Genomic DNA, 16,574 nt, shown 5'->3' on the forward strand with positions numbered 1-16,574 from the left:
ATGCGTGTGGCGGCAGGACTGATTTTGGCAAGTGCGATGTCTCTTGCGATGACGGGCGCGGCATGGTCGCAGACCCCGCCTGCAAAGCCCGCTGCCGCGACGCAAGCCCCTCCGGTGGCAACGCCGGCTGCGGCTGCGCCCGCTGCGGCTCCGGCACCCGCTCCTGCAGTAGCGGCCGCCGCGCCGGCGGGTTTCGTCAATCCTCCCCCGCCCAAACAAGCTCCGCAACCCGCCCGCGCAGCCTGCAACACGCCGGGCGCGCTCGGCGTCGCCCGCACTGTCGAGATCGACACCACCGGTGGTCCCGGCTTCGGCTTCGAGCATTTCAAGGAGCTCGATTTCCTGCGCGACCACGAGGTGGTGCTGACCTTCGATGACGGCCCCTGGCCTAAAAACACGCCCGCGGTGCTGAAGGCGCTCGCCGACGAGTGCACCACCGGCATCTTCTTCTCTATCGGCAAGCACGCGACCTACGAGCCGGAGATTCTCAAACAGGTTTACGCGGCCGGCCATACCGTCGGCACCCACACCTGGTCGCACGCCAACCTCAACAACAAGAAGCTCACGGAAGCGCAGCGCAAGGAAGAGATCGAGAAGGGCCTGTCTGCCGTGAAGTGGGCGCTCGGCGGCATTTCGCCCTCGCCGTTCTTCCGCTTCCCGGCGCTCCAGCATCCGCCGGAGATGGTCACCTATCTCGGCAACCGCAACACGGCGATCTTCTCCTGCGACATCGACTCCTTCGACTTCAAGGCCTCGAAGCCGGAGAAGGTGGTCGAGACCGTCATGAAGAAGCTCGACAGCAAGGGCAAGGGCATCATCCTGATGCACGACTTCCAGAAGCACACTGCGGAAGCGCTGCCCGAATTGCTCAAGCGCCTGAAGGCCGGCGGTTACAAGGTGGTCGCGATGCGCGCCAAGTTCCCGGCCTCGACGCTGCCGGAATACGATCAGGAGCTGCTCAAGGACGTCAAGCTGCCGACGGTGAGCACCCGGCCGGTCAACAGCGTCGTGACGACGGTCTCCGAATAGCCGCGCCATTGTCCTTTCGGATCGAAGGCTACGTCATCGTCTCCGCGGACGGCATGCTCGCCGACGCGGCCCATGTCATGCCCGACAGCCTGAAATTCGAAGGCGACAAGCTGTTCTTCGAGCAGGCGCTCGATCGCGCCGCGCTGATCGTGCACGGCCGTCACTCGCACGAGCAGCAGCCGAATTCAGCAAAGCGCAAGCGCCTGATCCTGACCCGCAAGATCAAGGCCCTGACCGTCGATCCCGAGATGCCGAACGCGACCTTGTGGAATCCGGATCACGCCAGCTTCGAAGACGCCTGCGCGTTCGCCGATGTCGCTTTCGGCACCGTCGCAATCATCGGCGGGCCCGTCGTGTTCGACATGTTCATGGACCGCTACGACACGTTCTGGCTGTCGGAAGCCCCGCATCTGCGGCTGCCCGGCGGCGAAGGCTGTTTTGTCGAAGTACCGTCGCGTACACCTCGGGAAGTGCTGGCCTCACACGGGATGAAGCCGGGAGCGCCGTATCTGCTCGATGCGGCGCATGACGTGACCGTCACGCCGTGGCGCAGGACGTAGTGGTTTAACCTTCACACGTCCCCGTAGGCTGCCTCCGCCGGACGCGTGACGCGGCCGTAGCCCATGATCATGAACAGCGCGCCGATGATCGACAGGTTCTTGAGGGCGTCGACCAGCATCTTGCCGTTGTCGGGCGGAACCTGGTTCCAGAAGTCGTAGAACAGGAAGGTCGCGACCGCGAGATAGACGATCATCAGCATCGCGAAGAAGCGCGCGCCGAAATTCAGAGCGATCATCACCCCCGCGACGATCTCGAGCACGCCGACCACGATCGCCAGCAGTTGCGGCGTGGTCATGGCCGTCGCCGTCTCGACCTGCTTGGTGTAAGGCGCGATCATGTCCGGCACGACAACCTTGGCGGCGATGAAATCAACCGTCGCCTGCATGGCAAACAGTCTTGCCGCACCCGTGTAGATGAACAGCACGGCGAACAGGATCCGCCCAAAAGTCACGAACGCTGGCATGATCGGCCTCTTTGCTCAGGCTTTTTGAAACCGGATTTTTGGCGAAAGCACTAAGGGATTATGGAGAGTCATTCGCCGGTTTACAAACGGGGAAATGGAAAACTGCGAGCAATTCAAAGTTGGTGGCGCGCTATTCGCTTGGCGCTCCCTAGCGGAATCGAAAAAAGCAGCGACCGCACCGCCCTCGGCGTCGTGGCCGGGCTTGACCCGGCCATCCACGACTTACCTCGCCGCACCAAGAACGTGGATGCCCGGGACATCTAGCGCGAAGACGCGCTTCTGCCCCGGCACGAGGAGCCTGCGGAACGATCGCGGCTCCGAAAGACGCCCAACGTGCCGCCCCGCCTTAGGTAAACAACGTCGGCTGTTGCCGCGACGCGCGCTCCTGCGCTTCCACCACAGCCACCGCGGTCATGTTGAGGATGCCTCGCGCCGTCACCGACGGCGTCAGGATGTGGGCCGGGCGCGCCGGGCCGATCAGGATCGGACCGACCGGCAGCGCGTCCGCCAGCGACTTGATCATCTGATAGGCGACGTTGGCAGTGTCGAGGCTTGGCATGATCATGATGTTGGCCTCGCCCTCAAGGTTGGAGTGCGGCAGCACCATTTTGCGCGCAGCGGCCGAGAGCGCGGTGTCGCCCTGCATCTCGCCGTCGGCCTCGAGCTCCGGATGCTTCTCCTTCAGGAGCTGGGTTGCCCGGCGCATCTTGCGCGAGGATTCGGTATCGTAGCTGCCGAAATCCGAATGCGAGACGAAGGCGATCTTCGGCTTGATGTTGAAGCGTTGGACGTGGACCGCTGCGAGCGAGGCGATCTCGGCGAGCTCTTCGGCGCTCGGATTGGGCCGCACCTGGGTATCGGCGATGAAGAAGGCGCCCTTGCTCGTGATCAGCAGCGCCAGAGCCGCATAGTCGCTGATCCCCGGCGTGAACCCGACGATCTCGCGGACATGGCGCAGATGGCTCATGTAGCGGCCCTCGACGCCGCAGAGCATGGCATCCGCCTCTCCGCGCACCACTGCGAGCGCCGCGATGACGGTGTTGTTGGTGCGCACCACCGTGCGCGCCGCATCCGGCGTCACGCCGCGGCGGCCGGCGACCTCGACATAGGACTGCACGTAGGAGCGGTAGCGCGGATCGTCCTCGGGATTGACGAGGTCGAAGTCCTTGCCGGCCTTGATCGACAGGCCAAAGCGCTTGATGCGCGCCTCGACCACCGAGGGACGTCCGACCAGGATGGGCGTCGCCAGCTTCTCTTCCAGCACCACCTGGGTCGCGCGCAGCACGCGCTCATCCTCGCCTTCGGCGTAGATCACGCGCACCGGCTGGGTCTTGGCCTTGGCGAACATCGGCTTCATGACGAGGCCGGAGCGGAAGGCGAAGCGCTCGAGCAGTGCGGTGTACTCGTCGAAATTGGTGATGGGCCGGGTCGCGACGCCCGACTCCATCGCGGCCTTCGCCACCGCCGGCGCGATGCGCAGGATCAACCTCGGATCAAAGGGACTTGGAATCAGCGAGCCCGGGCCAAACCCTTGCGTCTCGCCGGTATCGAAGCCTTGCGCGACCGCATCGGACGGCGCCTCGCGCGCGAGCTGCGCGATGGCCTCCACGGCCGCGTGCTTCATCTCTTCGTTGATGGCGCTGGCGCCGACGTCGAGCGCGCCGCGGAAGATGAAGGGAAAGCACAGGACATTGTTGACCTGGTTCGGAAAATCGGAGCGGCCGGTACAGATCATGGCGTCGGGACGCACCTTGCGCGCCTCCTCCGGCATGATCTCCGGCGTCGGATTCGCGAGCGCCATGATGAGCGGCTTGTCGCCCATCGCCTTGGCCATCTCGGGCTTGAGAACGCCCGGTGCAGAGAGGCCGATGAAGATGTCGGCGCCGCCGATCACGTCGGCGAGCGTACGCTTGTCGGTCTTCTGCGCATAGACCGCCTTCCAACGATCCATGGTGGTGTTGCGGCCTTCGTGCACGAGGCCGTCGATGTCGCAGACCCAGATGTTCTTGCGCTGCGCGCCCATCGACACCAGCAGGTTCAGTGTCGCGAGTGCTGCGGCCCCTGCCCCCGATGCCACGATTTTGACGTCCGACAGGTTCTTGCCGTTCAGGCGCAGCCCGTTGGTGATCGCGGCGGCGACGATGATCGCGGTGCCATGCTGGTCGTCATGAAAGACCGGGATCTTCATGCGCTCCTTGAGCTGCGCCTCGATCTCGAAGCATTCCGGTCCGCGGATGTCCTCGAGATTGATGCCGCCGAAGGTCGGCTCGAGCGCGGCCACCGTCTCGACCACACGTTCGATAGTGTCGGCCGCGATCTCGATGTCGAACACGTCGATGCCGGCGAATTTCTTGAAGAGGACCGCCTTGCCCTCCATCACCGGCTTCGAGGCCAGCGGGCCGATATTGCCGAGGCCGAGCACGGCGGTGCCGTTCGAAACCACGGCGACCAGATTGGAGCGGATTGTCAGCGTCGCCGCTTCCGCGGGGTTCTTGGCGATCTCCATGCAGGCGGCGGCGACGCCCGGCGAATAGGCCAGCGCGAGGTCGCGCTGGTTGGCAAGCGGCTTGCTTGCCTGGATCTCGAGCTTTCCGGGGCGCGGCAGCCGATGATAGGCCAGCGCCGCCTGGTGGAGATCATCAGAATAGGACGACATGCGGTGTCTTGCCTCGCGTTACCGGCCTCAAACTACGTTGTCCTGACCGGTCCGCCTTCGGGTGGTATTTCCGGATCATGGAAACGGGATGAAGCACGCCGGGCGCCCCGGTGGCAACATCCGATTGCGGCCCCATCAACAGGGCGCGCGGACAAATATCTGATAGCGCTAGCTTTCCCTGGACCGCGCGTTGCTTTGCGAATATGGCAGGTTGCCTCGTGCAACGCGGGCAACTGGAGCTGGGAATGAAGCGAATCCTGATCGGCCTGATCGTCGTGACCGTGGTCGCCGCGAGCGGATGGTTCGGCTTCAGCTTCTACGCAAAACATCGCGTCACTGCCGAGATCGAGGCGGCGTTCGAGCAGATCCGGGCCAGTGGCGGCAAGGCGAGCCACGGCAAGGTGGCGTTCGATCTGACGAGCCGGACGTTGACGATCGAGGATATCGCGGTTGAGCCTGCCAACCAGCCACAGGCTCATGTCAAGATCGCCGCGATCAAGGGCGTGGGCCTCCGCCAGGTCGAAGAGACACGCTTCGCGGCCGACAGCATCGATATCTCGGGCTTCGAGGTCGCGCTGGACGAAATCGGCCCCGCGAAGCTGAAAGTCTTCTACAAGGTGCCGCAGTTGACCATGCGGGATTACGTCGGTCCCATTCATGCTCAGAACGCGCCGACGTCAGGCTCCCTGATCGACATGTACCGTTTCGTGCTCGATCAATACGCAAACGTGACGGCTTCTTCCATCATAGTGCCGACCCTCGCAGTCGCCTTCGATGCGGGCAAAAGCGCCGCAGGCAGTGGCGAGGTCGCCTATTCGGGTCTTGCGATCCAAAAGCTCGGCCAGGGCAAGATCGCCACGATCAAGGCGGAGCGCGCCAGTTTCACGATCAACGTGCCGCAGCCGGGCAAGGCGGACAAGCTGACCGGCGAGGTGTCCGACATCATCATCAATGATTTCGATTCCACCGCGATGGCCGCCGCGCTCGATCCCCAGAAGGCCAACGACGACAGCTATCATCGTGTCTACGGACAGATGTCCAGCGGCACTTATGTCGTGACGTCGACGCTCGGCATCCGGATGCAGGTCGATGGGATCGCCATCACCGACATCGCGGTGCAACCGTCGAAATTCCGGCCCGCCGAGATCCTGGCGCTGCTGCCGGCGGACAGCTCGGTCCCGCCGACGCCGGCGCAATCGCGCGAGATGATGGAAAAGCTCGCCGGGTTCTATGAAGGCCTTCGCGTCGGCAAGATCGAGATCGGCACCATGTCGATGACGACCCCGCAAGGAACGCCCCGGCTGAGGGCCATCAGATACCAAGAGGGCGAGTTCGCGCTCGAGGGCCTCGATGCGCCGACGCCGCAAGGTCAAATCAAGATGGAGCGCTTCGCACTCAAATCGCTCAGCATCGCGAATTTGATGCGTTGGGCGGCAAGCCTCACCACTCCCGGGCGGGCGCCCTCGCCGGATCAGATGCTCGGGCTGTTCGGCGTGCTCGCAGGCGCGGAGATCAAGGGCGTGACGGCGCCGTTCAAGACCACCAAGAAGCTGGTCACGATCGACACGCTGAGCCTGGACTGGGGGCAGCTGGTCGGCTCGATCCCGAGCAAGGCGCATGTGGTTGCCAAACTTGTCACGCCCACCGATCCTTCCGATCCGAATCAGCTTCCATTGCTAGCCGCCGGCGTCGACAAGCTCGCCATCGACCTCGATCTCGGCGCCGCCTGGACCGAACAGTCCAACAGCTTCGCCCTGACGCCCGCGACCCTCGACATCGGAGGGATCGCAAGAGCGCAACTGCGTATCGGCCTCGGCAACGTACCACGCGAGGTGTTTTCGGCCGATCCCGCCCAGCTCATGGGCCAGGCGGCCCAGATCGAGGCGGGCACGCTCGAATTTTCATTGCGCGACGGCGGCGTCGTCGATCTCGTCGCGGCACAGTTCGCGCGCATGCAGAATGTCAGCCGCGATACCGCACGCCAGGCGCTCGTCGAGAGCATCAAGGCTAAACGCGAGCAAGTTGCTTCCGCCAATCCGGATGCAAACGCGGCCGTGGACGCGATCGCCCGCTTCGTCGAGACACCGGCCAGACGCTTTCCATCAAGCTGTCCCCGCGCGCCAAGGCACCGCTGATGCAATTGATGCAGCTCTTGCAAACCGACCCACAGAGCGCGCTTGCGCAGTTCAGGATCGAGGCGTCGACGGGGCTATAGGGAACGACGCTGCGCGCGGGGATGGCAGTTGGACCGGCGAAAATCCCTCCCCGTCATTGCGAGCGTAGCGAAGCAATCCAGGATTCCTCCGCGGAAAGACTCTGGATTGCTTCGCTACGCTCGCAATGACGCTGTGGAGACAGCGTCACTTCTGCGGCAGATTCACCTTCACATGCAGCTCGCGGAGCTGCTTGGGGCTGGGCTCCGACGGTGCGCCCATCAAGAGGTCCATAGCCTGCTGGTTCATCGGGAACAGCGAGATCTCGCGCAGATTGTTGGTGCCGCACAAGAGCATGACGATGCGGTCGACGCCGGCGGCCATGCCGCCATGCGGCGGGGCGCCGTACTGGAAGGCGCGGTACATGCCGCCGAAGCGATCGACGACTTCCTGCTCGCCATAGCCGGCGATCTCGAACGCCTTCACCATCGCTTCCGGCACGTGGTTGCGGATTCCGCCGGAGGCGATCTCGTAGCCGTTGCAGGTGATGTCGTACTGGAACGCCTTGATGGTCAGCGGGTCCTGACCCTTCAGCGCCTCGAGGCCGCCCTGCGGCATCGAGAACGGGTTGTGCGAGAAGTCGACCTTCTTGTCTTCCTCGTTGTACTCGTACATCGGGAAGTCGACGATCCAGGCGAGCTCGAACCGCTCCTTGTCGGTGAGGTTCAACTCCTCGCCGACCTTGTTGCGGGCCAATCCTGAAAACTTCCAGAACTTGTCGGGATCGCCGGCGACGAAGAACGCGGCATCGCCTTCCTTCACGCCGATCTGCGCGCGGATCGCGGCGGTGCGCTCAGCACCGATGTTGTTGGCGAGCGGACCGGCCCCCTCGCCGCCCTCGCGCCACATGATGTAGCCGAGGCCCGGCTGTCCCTCGCCCTGCGCCCAAGAATTCATGCGGTCGCAGAAGGCGCGAGAACCGCCGCCCGGCGCCGGGATCGCCCACACCTGGTTCTTGGGGTCCTCCAACATCCGCGCGAACACCTTGAAGCCGGAGCCGCGGAAGTGTTCGGAGACGTCCTGCATCTCGATCGGGTTGCGCAAGTCCGGCTTGTCGGAGCCGTATTTGCGCAGCGCCTCGGCGAACGGAATGCGGCGCCAGCCCTTGGTCACCGGCTTGCCCTTGGCGAACTCCTCGAACACGCCGGTGATGACAGGCTCCATCGCGGCGAAGACGTCGTCCTGCGTGACAAAGCTCATCTCGACGTCGAGCTGGTAGAACTCGCCCGGCAGACGATCCGCGCGCGGATCCTCGTCGCGGAAGCAGGGCGCGATCTGGAAGTAGCGATCGAAGCCCGACATCATCAGGAGCTGCTTGTACTGCTGCGGCGCCTGCGGCAGTGCATAGAACTTCCCGGGATGAATGCGCGATGGCACCAGGAAGTCGCGCGCGCCCTCCGGCGAGGACGCGGTCAGGATTGGGGTATTGAACTCGAAGAAGCCCTGCCCCTCCATGCGCCTGCGCATCGACTTGATGATTTCGACCCGCGTCATGATGTTCTGGTGCAGCTTCTCGCGACGCAGGTCGAGGAAGCGGTACTTCAGGCGGATGTCTTCAGGGTATTCCTGGTCCCCGAACACCGGCAGCGGCAGGTCGCCGGCCGGGCCCAACACCTCGATCTCGCTGACATAGATCTCGATCTTGCCGGTGGGCAAATCGTCATTGTCGGTGCCTTCGGGACGGCGGCGGACCTTGCCGTCCATCTTGACCACGAATTCCGAGCGCAGCTTCTCGGCCTGCGCAAACGCCGGCGAGTCCGGGTCGACCACGCACTGGGTCAGGCCGTAATGGTCGCGCAGGTCGATGAACAGCACGCCGCCGTGGTCGCGAACGCGATGGACCCAGCCTGACAGGCGGACCGTCTCGCCGATGTTGCTCTCGCGGAGCGCGCCGCATGTATGTGACCGGTAGCGATGCATGGTCGTCCCAAATTCAATGTCGGAGGATCGAATCGAACCGCCGAGACGGCAGGCCCAAAGTTGCGGCAGGGTTTACCCGACGAGGCCGGGTGCGGCAACCAATGGAACGGCCCGCTTTCGGCTGGAAGTGCCCATTTTTGCCCAATCTGGGCTCAAGCCTTTGCCATCAGGCGTTCCACGCCTATCTTGAGGCCATGACAGTCCATTTCCCGTTCCAGAACTCCTATTCGGCGCTGCCCGACAGCTTTTTCGCCCGGGTCGCACCGACGCCGGTGGCGGCGCCCCGGCTGATCAAGCTGAACCGGCCGCTGGCGGTCCAGCTCGGGCTCGATCCAGATGTGCTGGAGACCCCTGAGGGCGCCGAAATCCTGGCGGGCAAGACGGTTCCCGCCGGTGCCGATCCAATCGCCATGGCCTATGCCGGCCACCAGTTCGGACAGTTCGTGCCTCAGCTCGGCGACGGACGGGCGGTGCTGCTCGGCGAAGTCATCGACAAGGATGGCATCCGCCGCGACATCCAACTCAAGGGCTCGGGACCCACCCCGTTCTCCCGCCGCGGCGATGGCCGTGCCGCGCTCGGGCCGGTGCTGCGCGAATATATCGTGAGCGAAGCGATGTTCGCACTGGGCATCCCGACCACGCGCTCACTCGCTGCCGTCGTCACCGGCGAGCACGTCATCCGCGAAACCGCGCTGCCCGGCGCGGTGCTGACCCGCGTCGCCTCGAGCCACATCCGCGTCGGCACCTTCCAGTTCTTCGCCGTCCGCCGCGACACCGACGCCATTCGCCGGCTCGCCGACCATGTCATCGCCCGTCATTATCCGGAGCTATCAGGCGCCAAGCGGCCCTATCACGCGCTGCTGTCCGGCGTCGTCGCACGCCAGGCCGATCTGGTCGCACGCTGGCTGCTGGTCGGCTTCATCCACGGCGTGATGAACACCGACAACTCATCGATATCCGGCGAGACCATCGATTACGGCCCCTGCGCCTTCATGGACGCTTACAACCCTTCGCAGGTGTTTTCCTCGATCGACGAGATGGGCCGCTATGCCTATGCCAACCAGCCGCGCATCGCGCTGTGGAATCTGACGCGGCTGGCCGAATGCCTGCTGCCGCTGTTCTCCAACGATCAGGAAAAGGCGGTCGCCGAGGCCCAGGACATTCTCGGTGCCTTCTCCGAGACGTTCAGCAACGCCTATCAGACGGGCCTGCGCAAGAAGGTCGGCCTGTTCACGGAGCGCGACGGCGACGATGCGCTGATCCAGGACCTGCTCGACGCCATGGCGAAGAACCAGGCCGACTTCACCCTCACCTTCCGCAAGCTTGGTGATGCCGCTGGCGATCCGGCTGCGGACGATGCACGCGCCCAGTTCATGGACCCCGGGGCGTTCGATGAGTGGGCCAGGCGCTGGCACGAGCGCACAGCCCTGGAGCCGCAGAGCCCAGCCGAACGGCAAGCCGCCATGCACGCCGTCAACCCGATGTTCATCCCGCGCAACCACCGCGTCGAGGCCGTGATCCAGGCCGCCGTCAACAACGACGACTACACGCTGTTCGAGGAATTGGTGAAGGTGCTGGCAATGCCGTTCGAGGACCAGCCGGACTACGCCGCCTACGCCGATCCCCCGCTGCCAGACCAGCGAGTGCTGCAGACGTTTTGCGGGACGTAGCGACAAACTCGGTGGGTAGCGTGGATTAGCCGAAGGCGTACCGAGCCGAGCTTGTGGACGCCTCGCGCCACCGGAACCGCTGTCATCAAACTGAAACACTCGCACTCTAACGGCCTGTCAGGGTCGTCTTGCCGGAGGCGCCTGTCCTCCAACAGTCCTGACAAGCGCCATGCCCTTCAAATTCATCCACATTACAGACACGCATCTCACGAACCCCGGGCTGAAGCTGTATGGCCTCGACCCGCGCGCCCGGCTTGACGCTGCGATTGCCGACATCAACAAGCATCACGTCGACGCCGCCTTCGCGGTGGTGACCGGCGACCTCACCCATTGGGGCGAGGCTGAATCCTACGCCAATTTCGCCGACGCAATGGCGGCGCTGGAAATCCCCCACATTGCCATGGTCGGCAATCACGACCGCCGCATCACCTGCCTCGATAGGCTGAAGTCCGCCCCGCGCGATCCCAACGGTTTCGTGCAGGGCACGCGCACCACCGAGCACGGTCTGTTCGTGTTTCTCGACACGCTGGACGAGACCAGCCACGCCGGTGAGATGTGCGCCAAGCGCCTGGGGTGGCTCGCAAGCACGCTGGCAGCCGCGCCGGCGGACATGCCGTTCGTGATCTTCATGCATCATCCGCCGTTCCCGGTCGGCGTCCACGCGATGGACGAAATCTCGCTGGCACAGAGCGCCGAGTTCGCCGAGGTGATCGCGCCCTATCGTTCGCGCATCCGCCACCTCTTCTTCGGCCACGTGCACCGGCCTATCTTCGGCAGCTACGGCAAGATCCCATTCTCGACGCTTCGCGGCACCAACCACCAGGTCTGGTTCGAGCTCGACGCTGCCGCGGCCGAGCATCTCGCCAGCCATGAGCCGCCGGCCTACGGCGTGGTGTTGATCGAAGGCGAGAACCTGGTCGTCCACAGCCACGACTTCCTCGACACCAGTCTGCGCTTTCCCTTCGAGCCACCGGCGGGAGTGGACGGCCGCGACTATGCGCTCAATTTCCCGGCGCGATGAGATGAGCTTCGCAGAACCCGCGGCTCTCCCGGTCGCGGCCTCGGCGCCGCCGCGCCTGCATATCCTGAATCGGTTGTCTCACCGATTCAAAACCTCGCTGCCCGCCTATCTGCTACTGCTGCCCTCGCTCGTCTTCCTCGCGCTGTTCACCTATGGTGCGATCGGCCGCGTCCTCGTCGACGCGCTCTATCAGCGCGCCACGCCCAGGGCGCCGGTCCGTTTCGTTGGTCTCGACAACATCGCAGCGGTGCTTGCGGACCCCGCCTTCACCGGCGCGGTTGTCAACAATCTCGTCTATGCCGTCGGCACCGCGGTCCCGAGCATCGGACTTGCATTGCTGTTCGCGCTGGCGCTGTCGCGCACCAACGCCGTGACCAGCGTGCTGCGCGCCGCGCTGTTTCTACCGGTGCTGATTCCGATGGTCGCGGCCTCTGCGCTGTTCCTGTTCATCTTCCTGCCCAATGTCGGACTGCTCGACTATTACATCGGCAGCCTGCTTCCGGTGCTGCCGAACTGGCTCGGCGATTCCGACATCGCGCTTTATGCGATCATGGTCATCACGATCTGGAAGAACGCCGGCTACTACATGCTGTTCTTCCTGGCCGGCCTGCAGGCGGTGCCGGAAGATGTCATGGAAGCCGCCCATCTCGACGGCGCCGGTCCGTACCAGCGGCTGCGCCACATCATCCTCCCCGAGCTCAAGCCCACCTTCCTGTTCGTCACGGTCATCGCCACGCTCAACGCGGTCACGCAGGTCGACCACGTCTTCGTCATGACTAAGGGCGGCCCGTCCAACGCGACCAATCTCGTGCTGTTCTACATCTACCAGCAGGCGGTCGAACATTACGACATCGGCAAGGCCTCGGCAGCGACACTGCTGACGCTTGCGGCGCTGATGGGTCTCACCGCGCTCTCTTTCCGGACCATGGCAAACCGCGAGGGGTCATGAAGCTGGTCGACCGTCTGTTCAGGGACGTCCCGCTCGCCACGCGCCGCGAAATCACGCCCAAGCTCGGCTTCGCGCTGACCGTGCTGCTCGCGGTGGTCTGGCTGATCCCGTTCCTGTGGATGGGCGTGGCGACGTTGCGTCCGGCATCCGACGGCATCAATCTGATGGCCGAGCTGATGCCGAGCCTGAAGCCGACGCTCGACAACGTCAGGGATGCCTGGGAGATCGGCGATTTCCCGCGCTACACCCTCAACACTATCATCATCTGCACCGGCATCCTCCTGGTGCAGGTCTTCACGATCACGCTGGCGGGCTTTGCCTTTGCCCGGCTCGACTTCGCCGGCAAGACGCTGATCTTCTATCTGTTCCTGATGCAGCTGATGCTGGTGCCTGTGCTGCTGATCGTGCCCAATTTGAGCCTGGTGGCGCAGCTCGGCCTCTACGACACGCTCACCGGCGTGATGATGCCGTTCTTCGCTTCGGCCTTCGGCACCTTCCTGATGCGGCAAGCGTTCGAGGCTATACCGACCGAGCTGGAAGACGCCGCCCTGATCGACGGCGCCAGCCTTCTCCAGCGCATCCGCCACATCTACGTGCCGCTGTCGATGCCGAGCTTCTCGGCCTTCGCCATCATCTCCGTGACCAGCCATTGGAACGACTTCCTGTGGCCGCTGATGGTGATCAACTCGCCGGACAAGCGGCCGCTCACGGTCGGGCTCTCGGTATTCACCGCGACCGCGGAAGGCACGCAGGCCTGGGGCACCATCGCCGCCGGCACGCTGATGGTGATCGCACCGCTGCTGATCACCTTCCTGATCTTCCAGAAACGCTTCATCAGCTCTTTCGTCACCTCAGGTATCAAATAGGAGATTTCTCGATGCTGTTTTCCCGCAGGCTCATGCTTGGCTTTGCTATCGCAGGCACTTTGGCAAGCGCCCTCACCTTCCCGGCACTGGCCGAAGGCCCGACCGAGATCGACCTGTTCTTCCCCGTTCCCGTCGACGGCACGCTCGCCCGCGACATGGGCACCCTGATCAAGGAGTTCAACGAGACCCATCCCGCGATCAAGGCGACCGCGGTCTACACCGGCTCTTATGACGACACGCTGATCAAGACGCGCGCCTCGATCAAGGCCGGCAAGCCGCCGGCTGCCGTGATCATGTCGGCGAACTTCCTGCTCGATATGCAGATCGAGAACGAGCTCACAAATCTCGATCCCTTGATCGCCGCCGACGGCACCACCAAGGAGCAGTTTCTGGGCCAGTTCTTTCCGGCGCTGCAGGGCAACGCGGTGATCAACCGCTCGGTCTACGGCGTGCCATTCCATAATTCGACGCCGCTGCTCTACATCAACGCCGACAAGGCGAAGGAAGCGGGCCTCGATCCGAGCAAGCCGCCGCAGACCTGGGCCGAATTGACCGACTGGGCCAAAAAGCTCACCAAGCGCGAGGGGGACAAGGTGACCCAATGGGGCATCGCGATCCCCTGCGCCTACGACTATTGCGGCTGGATGATGGAAACGCTCACCATGACCAATGGCGGGCGCTACTACAACGAGGAGTTCGGCGGCGAGGTCTATTACGACACGCCCTCGATGCTGGGCGCGCTGACCTGGTGGAACGACCTCGTCACCAAGCACAAGGTTCATCCTCCCGGCGCAACGCCCGGCCCTGCCGTCAGCACCTCCTTCATCTCCGGCAACGCCGCGATGATGATGCTCTCGACGGGCTCGCTCACCTATGTGCGCGACAACGCCAAGTTCGCCTACAAGGTCGCCTTCATCCCGCGCAACGTCCGCAACGCCGTGCCGATCGGCGGCGCCTCGCTGATCGTCCCCGCGGGCCAGGGAGCCGACAAGCAGAAGGCCGCCTGGACGTTGATCAAGTGGATGACCTCGCCCGAGAAGAGCGGCTGGTGGAGCCGCGCCACCGGCTATTTCGCCCCGAACATGGCCGCCTACAAGACGCCTGAGATGGTCGAATTCCTGAACAAGAACCCGGACGCCAAGACCGCCGTCGAGCAGCTCGACGTCGCAAAGCCGTGGTTTGCGACCTACAAGACCGTGCCGGTGCGCAAGACGCTGGAGGACGAGGTCATGCTGGTCCTCAACGGAAAGAAGCAGCCGAAGGAGGCCCTCGTCGCCGCCCAGAAGGCCGCGGACGAGACGCTGAAGCCGTACAATGCGGAGACATCGCTGAAGCTGCCGTAAGGCCGGCGACATCGGCAAGACAAGCCTCGGCGCTCCGTCATGCGGGGCGCCGAATTCGTTGGTCGGCCGCCCCCGTTAACCCAGCGTCCACCATCCGGCCCACCCCGGGCGCCGGTAACCACGAGAATTAACAAACCCTCAATTCGCCCCAGACAAGTTTAGCGATGTTTCTGAGGGGTTTTGCCGTGGATCTGTTGGTTTTCGAGTTCCTGGGGCTGGCGCTGGTCGCCATGTGCGTGGTCGTGGTGGCGCTGCCTTGTGCGCGCAAACCCTCCCGGCGGGTCCGCTACGAATAGGATTTTCGTCGGAAAATGCGATTCCGGCCCAAATGCAAGGCTCGAATTCGCTTCGAGCCCCTTGACATCACAGCGCTTTCGGCAGAACGGCTGATGGACTTGTCATGGGCCGTTCATGGATTTAATTACCACCACCGCTGACCTTGCGGCTGCCTGCAGCCGGCTGGCCAAGCACCCCGTCATTACCGTCGATACCGAGTTCCTGCGCGAGACCACCTATTACCCGCTGCTGTGCGTGGTGCAGATGGCCAGCGCCGAGGAAGCGATCGTCATCGACACCCTGGCCGCGGGCATCGACCTCAAGCCGTTCTTCGAGCTGATGGCCAATGAGGCCGTGCTGAAGGTGTTCCACGCCGCCCGGCAGGACATTGAGATCATCTGGCACCAGGCGGGCATCATCCCGCACCCGGTGTTCGATACCCAAGTCGCGGCCATGGTGCTCGGCTACGGCGACAGCATCGCCTACGACGCGCTGGTCGAGAAGGTCACCGGACACCGTCCGGACAAGACCCACCGCTTCACCGACTGGTCGCGCCGGCCGCTGACCAAGGAACAGATGCATTATGCGGTGTCCGACGTCACGCATCTGCGCGACGTGTTCGCCGCGCTCGATGCCGACCTCAAAAAGCGCCGCCGCAGCGAATGGGTCTCGATCGAGATGGAGGTCCTGACCTCGCCCAAGACCTACGACTTCCACCCCGAGCGCGCCTGGGAACGGCTCAAGACGCGGGTGCGCAAGCCCAAGGACCTCGCGGTCCTGATGGAGGTCGCCGCCTGGCGCGAGCAGGAGGCGCAGAGCCGCGACGTGCCGCGCGGCCGCGTGCTGCGCGACGAAGCCGTCAGCGACATCGCGACCCACGCGCCGAACACGATCGAGAAGCTCGCAAACCTGCGCTCCGTGCCGAAGGGTTTTGAGAAATCCAAATGGGGCGCCGACATCGTCGCCGCCGTCGAGCGCGGTCTGGCGCGCGATCACGCCACGCTGCCGAAGCTGGAAAAGCCGCGCAACAACAACAATGGCGCCGCGATCGTCGAGCTGTTGAAGGTGCTGCTGCGCATGACCGCGGAGCGCCATGCGGTCGCCAGCAAGGTGATTGCGACCGTCGACGATCTCGAGGAGATCGCGGCCGACGACGAGGCCGACGTGCCGGCGCTACGCGGCTGGCGCCGCGAGCTGTTCGGCGAGGCCGCACTGAAACTGAAGCGCGGCGAGCTGGCGCTGGCGGTCGAGAAAGGCCGCGTGATCGGGGTTCAGCGGGCGGAATAGGCCCGATGCCTCCTTGTCGTCCCGGCGAAGGCCGGGACCCATACCGCAGAATCTATCGTGGCGGGCGGTGGCTGTACCGAGTCGTCCGTGAACAAGGCTCTAAGCGATTGAGCAGGAGTCAGTTTTCCGGTTGCGGCGGCATTTGAGATTGCAGGGATTGGGGGCTTGAGGCCCCCAAACCTTGCAATTTTCGTTTGTGGATTCCCTTTCGCTGCGGACCATGATTCTGTGGTGCATCGGAGGGGCCGATGCGACCGAAGAAGCACAGGACGACGGGATCGAACGATCTGTTCCGGGCGCGGCTGGACCAGATCATCAAC

Annotated in this window: 13 protein-coding genes; 9 read left to right on the forward strand and 4 right to left on the reverse strand. The window is 64.0% G+C overall.

Annotated elements, in window-relative coordinates; translation table 11 throughout:
- Both AC0L3P_RS06625 and AC0L3P_RS06630 read left to right on the forward strand, forming a co-directional pair.
- The gene (locus AC0L3P_RS06625) at positions 1-1,029 is read left to right on the forward strand and encodes a polysaccharide deacetylase family protein (RefSeq protein ID WP_473301349.1); all 1,029 of its coding nucleotides are present in this window, start codon (positions 1-3) and stop codon (positions 1,027-1,029) included.
- Between the two features lie 8 nt (positions 1,030-1,037).
- Positions 1,038-1,589: a dihydrofolate reductase gene (locus AC0L3P_RS06630; RefSeq protein WP_473301350.1), complete on the forward strand. Its 552-nt coding sequence runs from the start codon at positions 1,038-1,040 to the stop codon at positions 1,587-1,589.
- An 11-nt stretch (positions 1,590-1,600) separates the two neighbouring features.
- On the opposite strand, the gene AC0L3P_RS06635 is transcribed toward AC0L3P_RS06630, so the two are convergent.
- Together AC0L3P_RS06635 and AC0L3P_RS06640 are read right to left on the reverse strand one after the other, a co-directional pair.
- On the reverse strand, positions 1,601-2,053 hold the full coding sequence (locus tag AC0L3P_RS06635) for a DoxX family protein (RefSeq protein ID WP_473301351.1): 453 nt from the start codon (positions 2,051-2,053) through the stop codon (positions 1,601-1,603).
- A gap of 346 nt (positions 2,054-2,399) precedes the next feature.
- Positions 2,400-4,709, reverse strand: a complete 2,310-nt coding sequence (locus AC0L3P_RS06640) for an NADP-dependent malic enzyme (RefSeq protein WP_007609425.1) — start codon at positions 4,707-4,709, stop codon at positions 2,400-2,402.
- Between the two features lie 245 nt (positions 4,710-4,954).
- Between AC0L3P_RS06640 and AC0L3P_RS06645 the strand changes: the two genes are divergently transcribed.
- The gene (locus tag AC0L3P_RS06645; RefSeq protein WP_473301352.1) at positions 4,955-6,844 is read left to right on the forward strand and encodes a hypothetical protein; all 1,890 of its coding nucleotides are present in this window, start codon (positions 4,955-4,957) and stop codon (positions 6,842-6,844) included.
- A 225-nt stretch (positions 6,845-7,069) separates the two neighbouring features.
- On the opposite strand, the gene aspS is transcribed toward AC0L3P_RS06645, so the two are convergent.
- Positions 7,070-8,842, reverse strand: a complete 1,773-nt coding sequence (gene aspS / locus AC0L3P_RS06650; RefSeq protein WP_275167165.1) for an aspartate--tRNA ligase — start codon at positions 8,840-8,842, stop codon at positions 7,070-7,072.
- 194 nt (positions 8,843-9,036) lie between these two features.
- On the opposite strand from aspS, the gene AC0L3P_RS06655 reads away from it, so the two are divergent.
- The 6 genes from AC0L3P_RS06655 (at position 9,037) to rnd (ending at position 16,254) form a co-directional block, all read left to right on the forward strand.
- Positions 9,037-10,512, forward strand: a complete 1,476-nt coding sequence (locus AC0L3P_RS06655; RefSeq protein ID WP_473301354.1) for a protein adenylyltransferase SelO — start codon at positions 9,037-9,039, stop codon at positions 10,510-10,512.
- A 169-nt stretch (positions 10,513-10,681) separates the two neighbouring features.
- On the forward strand, positions 10,682-11,533 hold the full coding sequence (locus AC0L3P_RS06660) for a phosphodiesterase (protein WP_473301355.1): 852 nt from the start codon (positions 10,682-10,684) through the stop codon (positions 11,531-11,533).
- Between the two features lies 1 nt (position 11,534).
- Positions 11,535-12,482, forward strand: a complete 948-nt coding sequence (locus AC0L3P_RS06665; RefSeq protein WP_473301356.1) for a carbohydrate ABC transporter permease — start codon at positions 11,535-11,537, stop codon at positions 12,480-12,482.
- A complete protein-coding gene (locus AC0L3P_RS06670) occupies positions 12,479-13,348 on the forward strand; it encodes a carbohydrate ABC transporter permease (protein ID WP_473301357.1) in 870 nt (289 codons plus the stop codon). The genes AC0L3P_RS06665 and AC0L3P_RS06670 overlap by 4 nt, the downstream gene beginning before the upstream one ends.
- Positions 13,349-13,359: 11 nt before the next feature.
- On the forward strand, positions 13,360-14,691 hold the full coding sequence (locus AC0L3P_RS06675) for an ABC transporter substrate-binding protein (RefSeq protein ID WP_473301359.1): 1,332 nt from the start codon (positions 13,360-13,362) through the stop codon (positions 14,689-14,691).
- 411 nt (positions 14,692-15,102) lie between these two features.
- Positions 15,103-16,254: a ribonuclease D gene (gene rnd, locus AC0L3P_RS06680; RefSeq protein ID WP_007591909.1), complete on the forward strand. Its 1,152-nt coding sequence runs from the start codon at positions 15,103-15,105 to the stop codon at positions 16,252-16,254.
- 118 nt (positions 16,255-16,372) lie between these two features.
- Here rnd and AC0L3P_RS06685 read toward each other — a convergent pair.
- A partial coding sequence (locus AC0L3P_RS06685; RefSeq protein ID WP_473301360.1) for a hypothetical protein occupies positions 16,373-16,574 on the reverse strand: 202 nt, incomplete at its 5' end.

It is taken from the genome of Bradyrhizobium sp. WSM4874 (assembly GCF_055811835.1).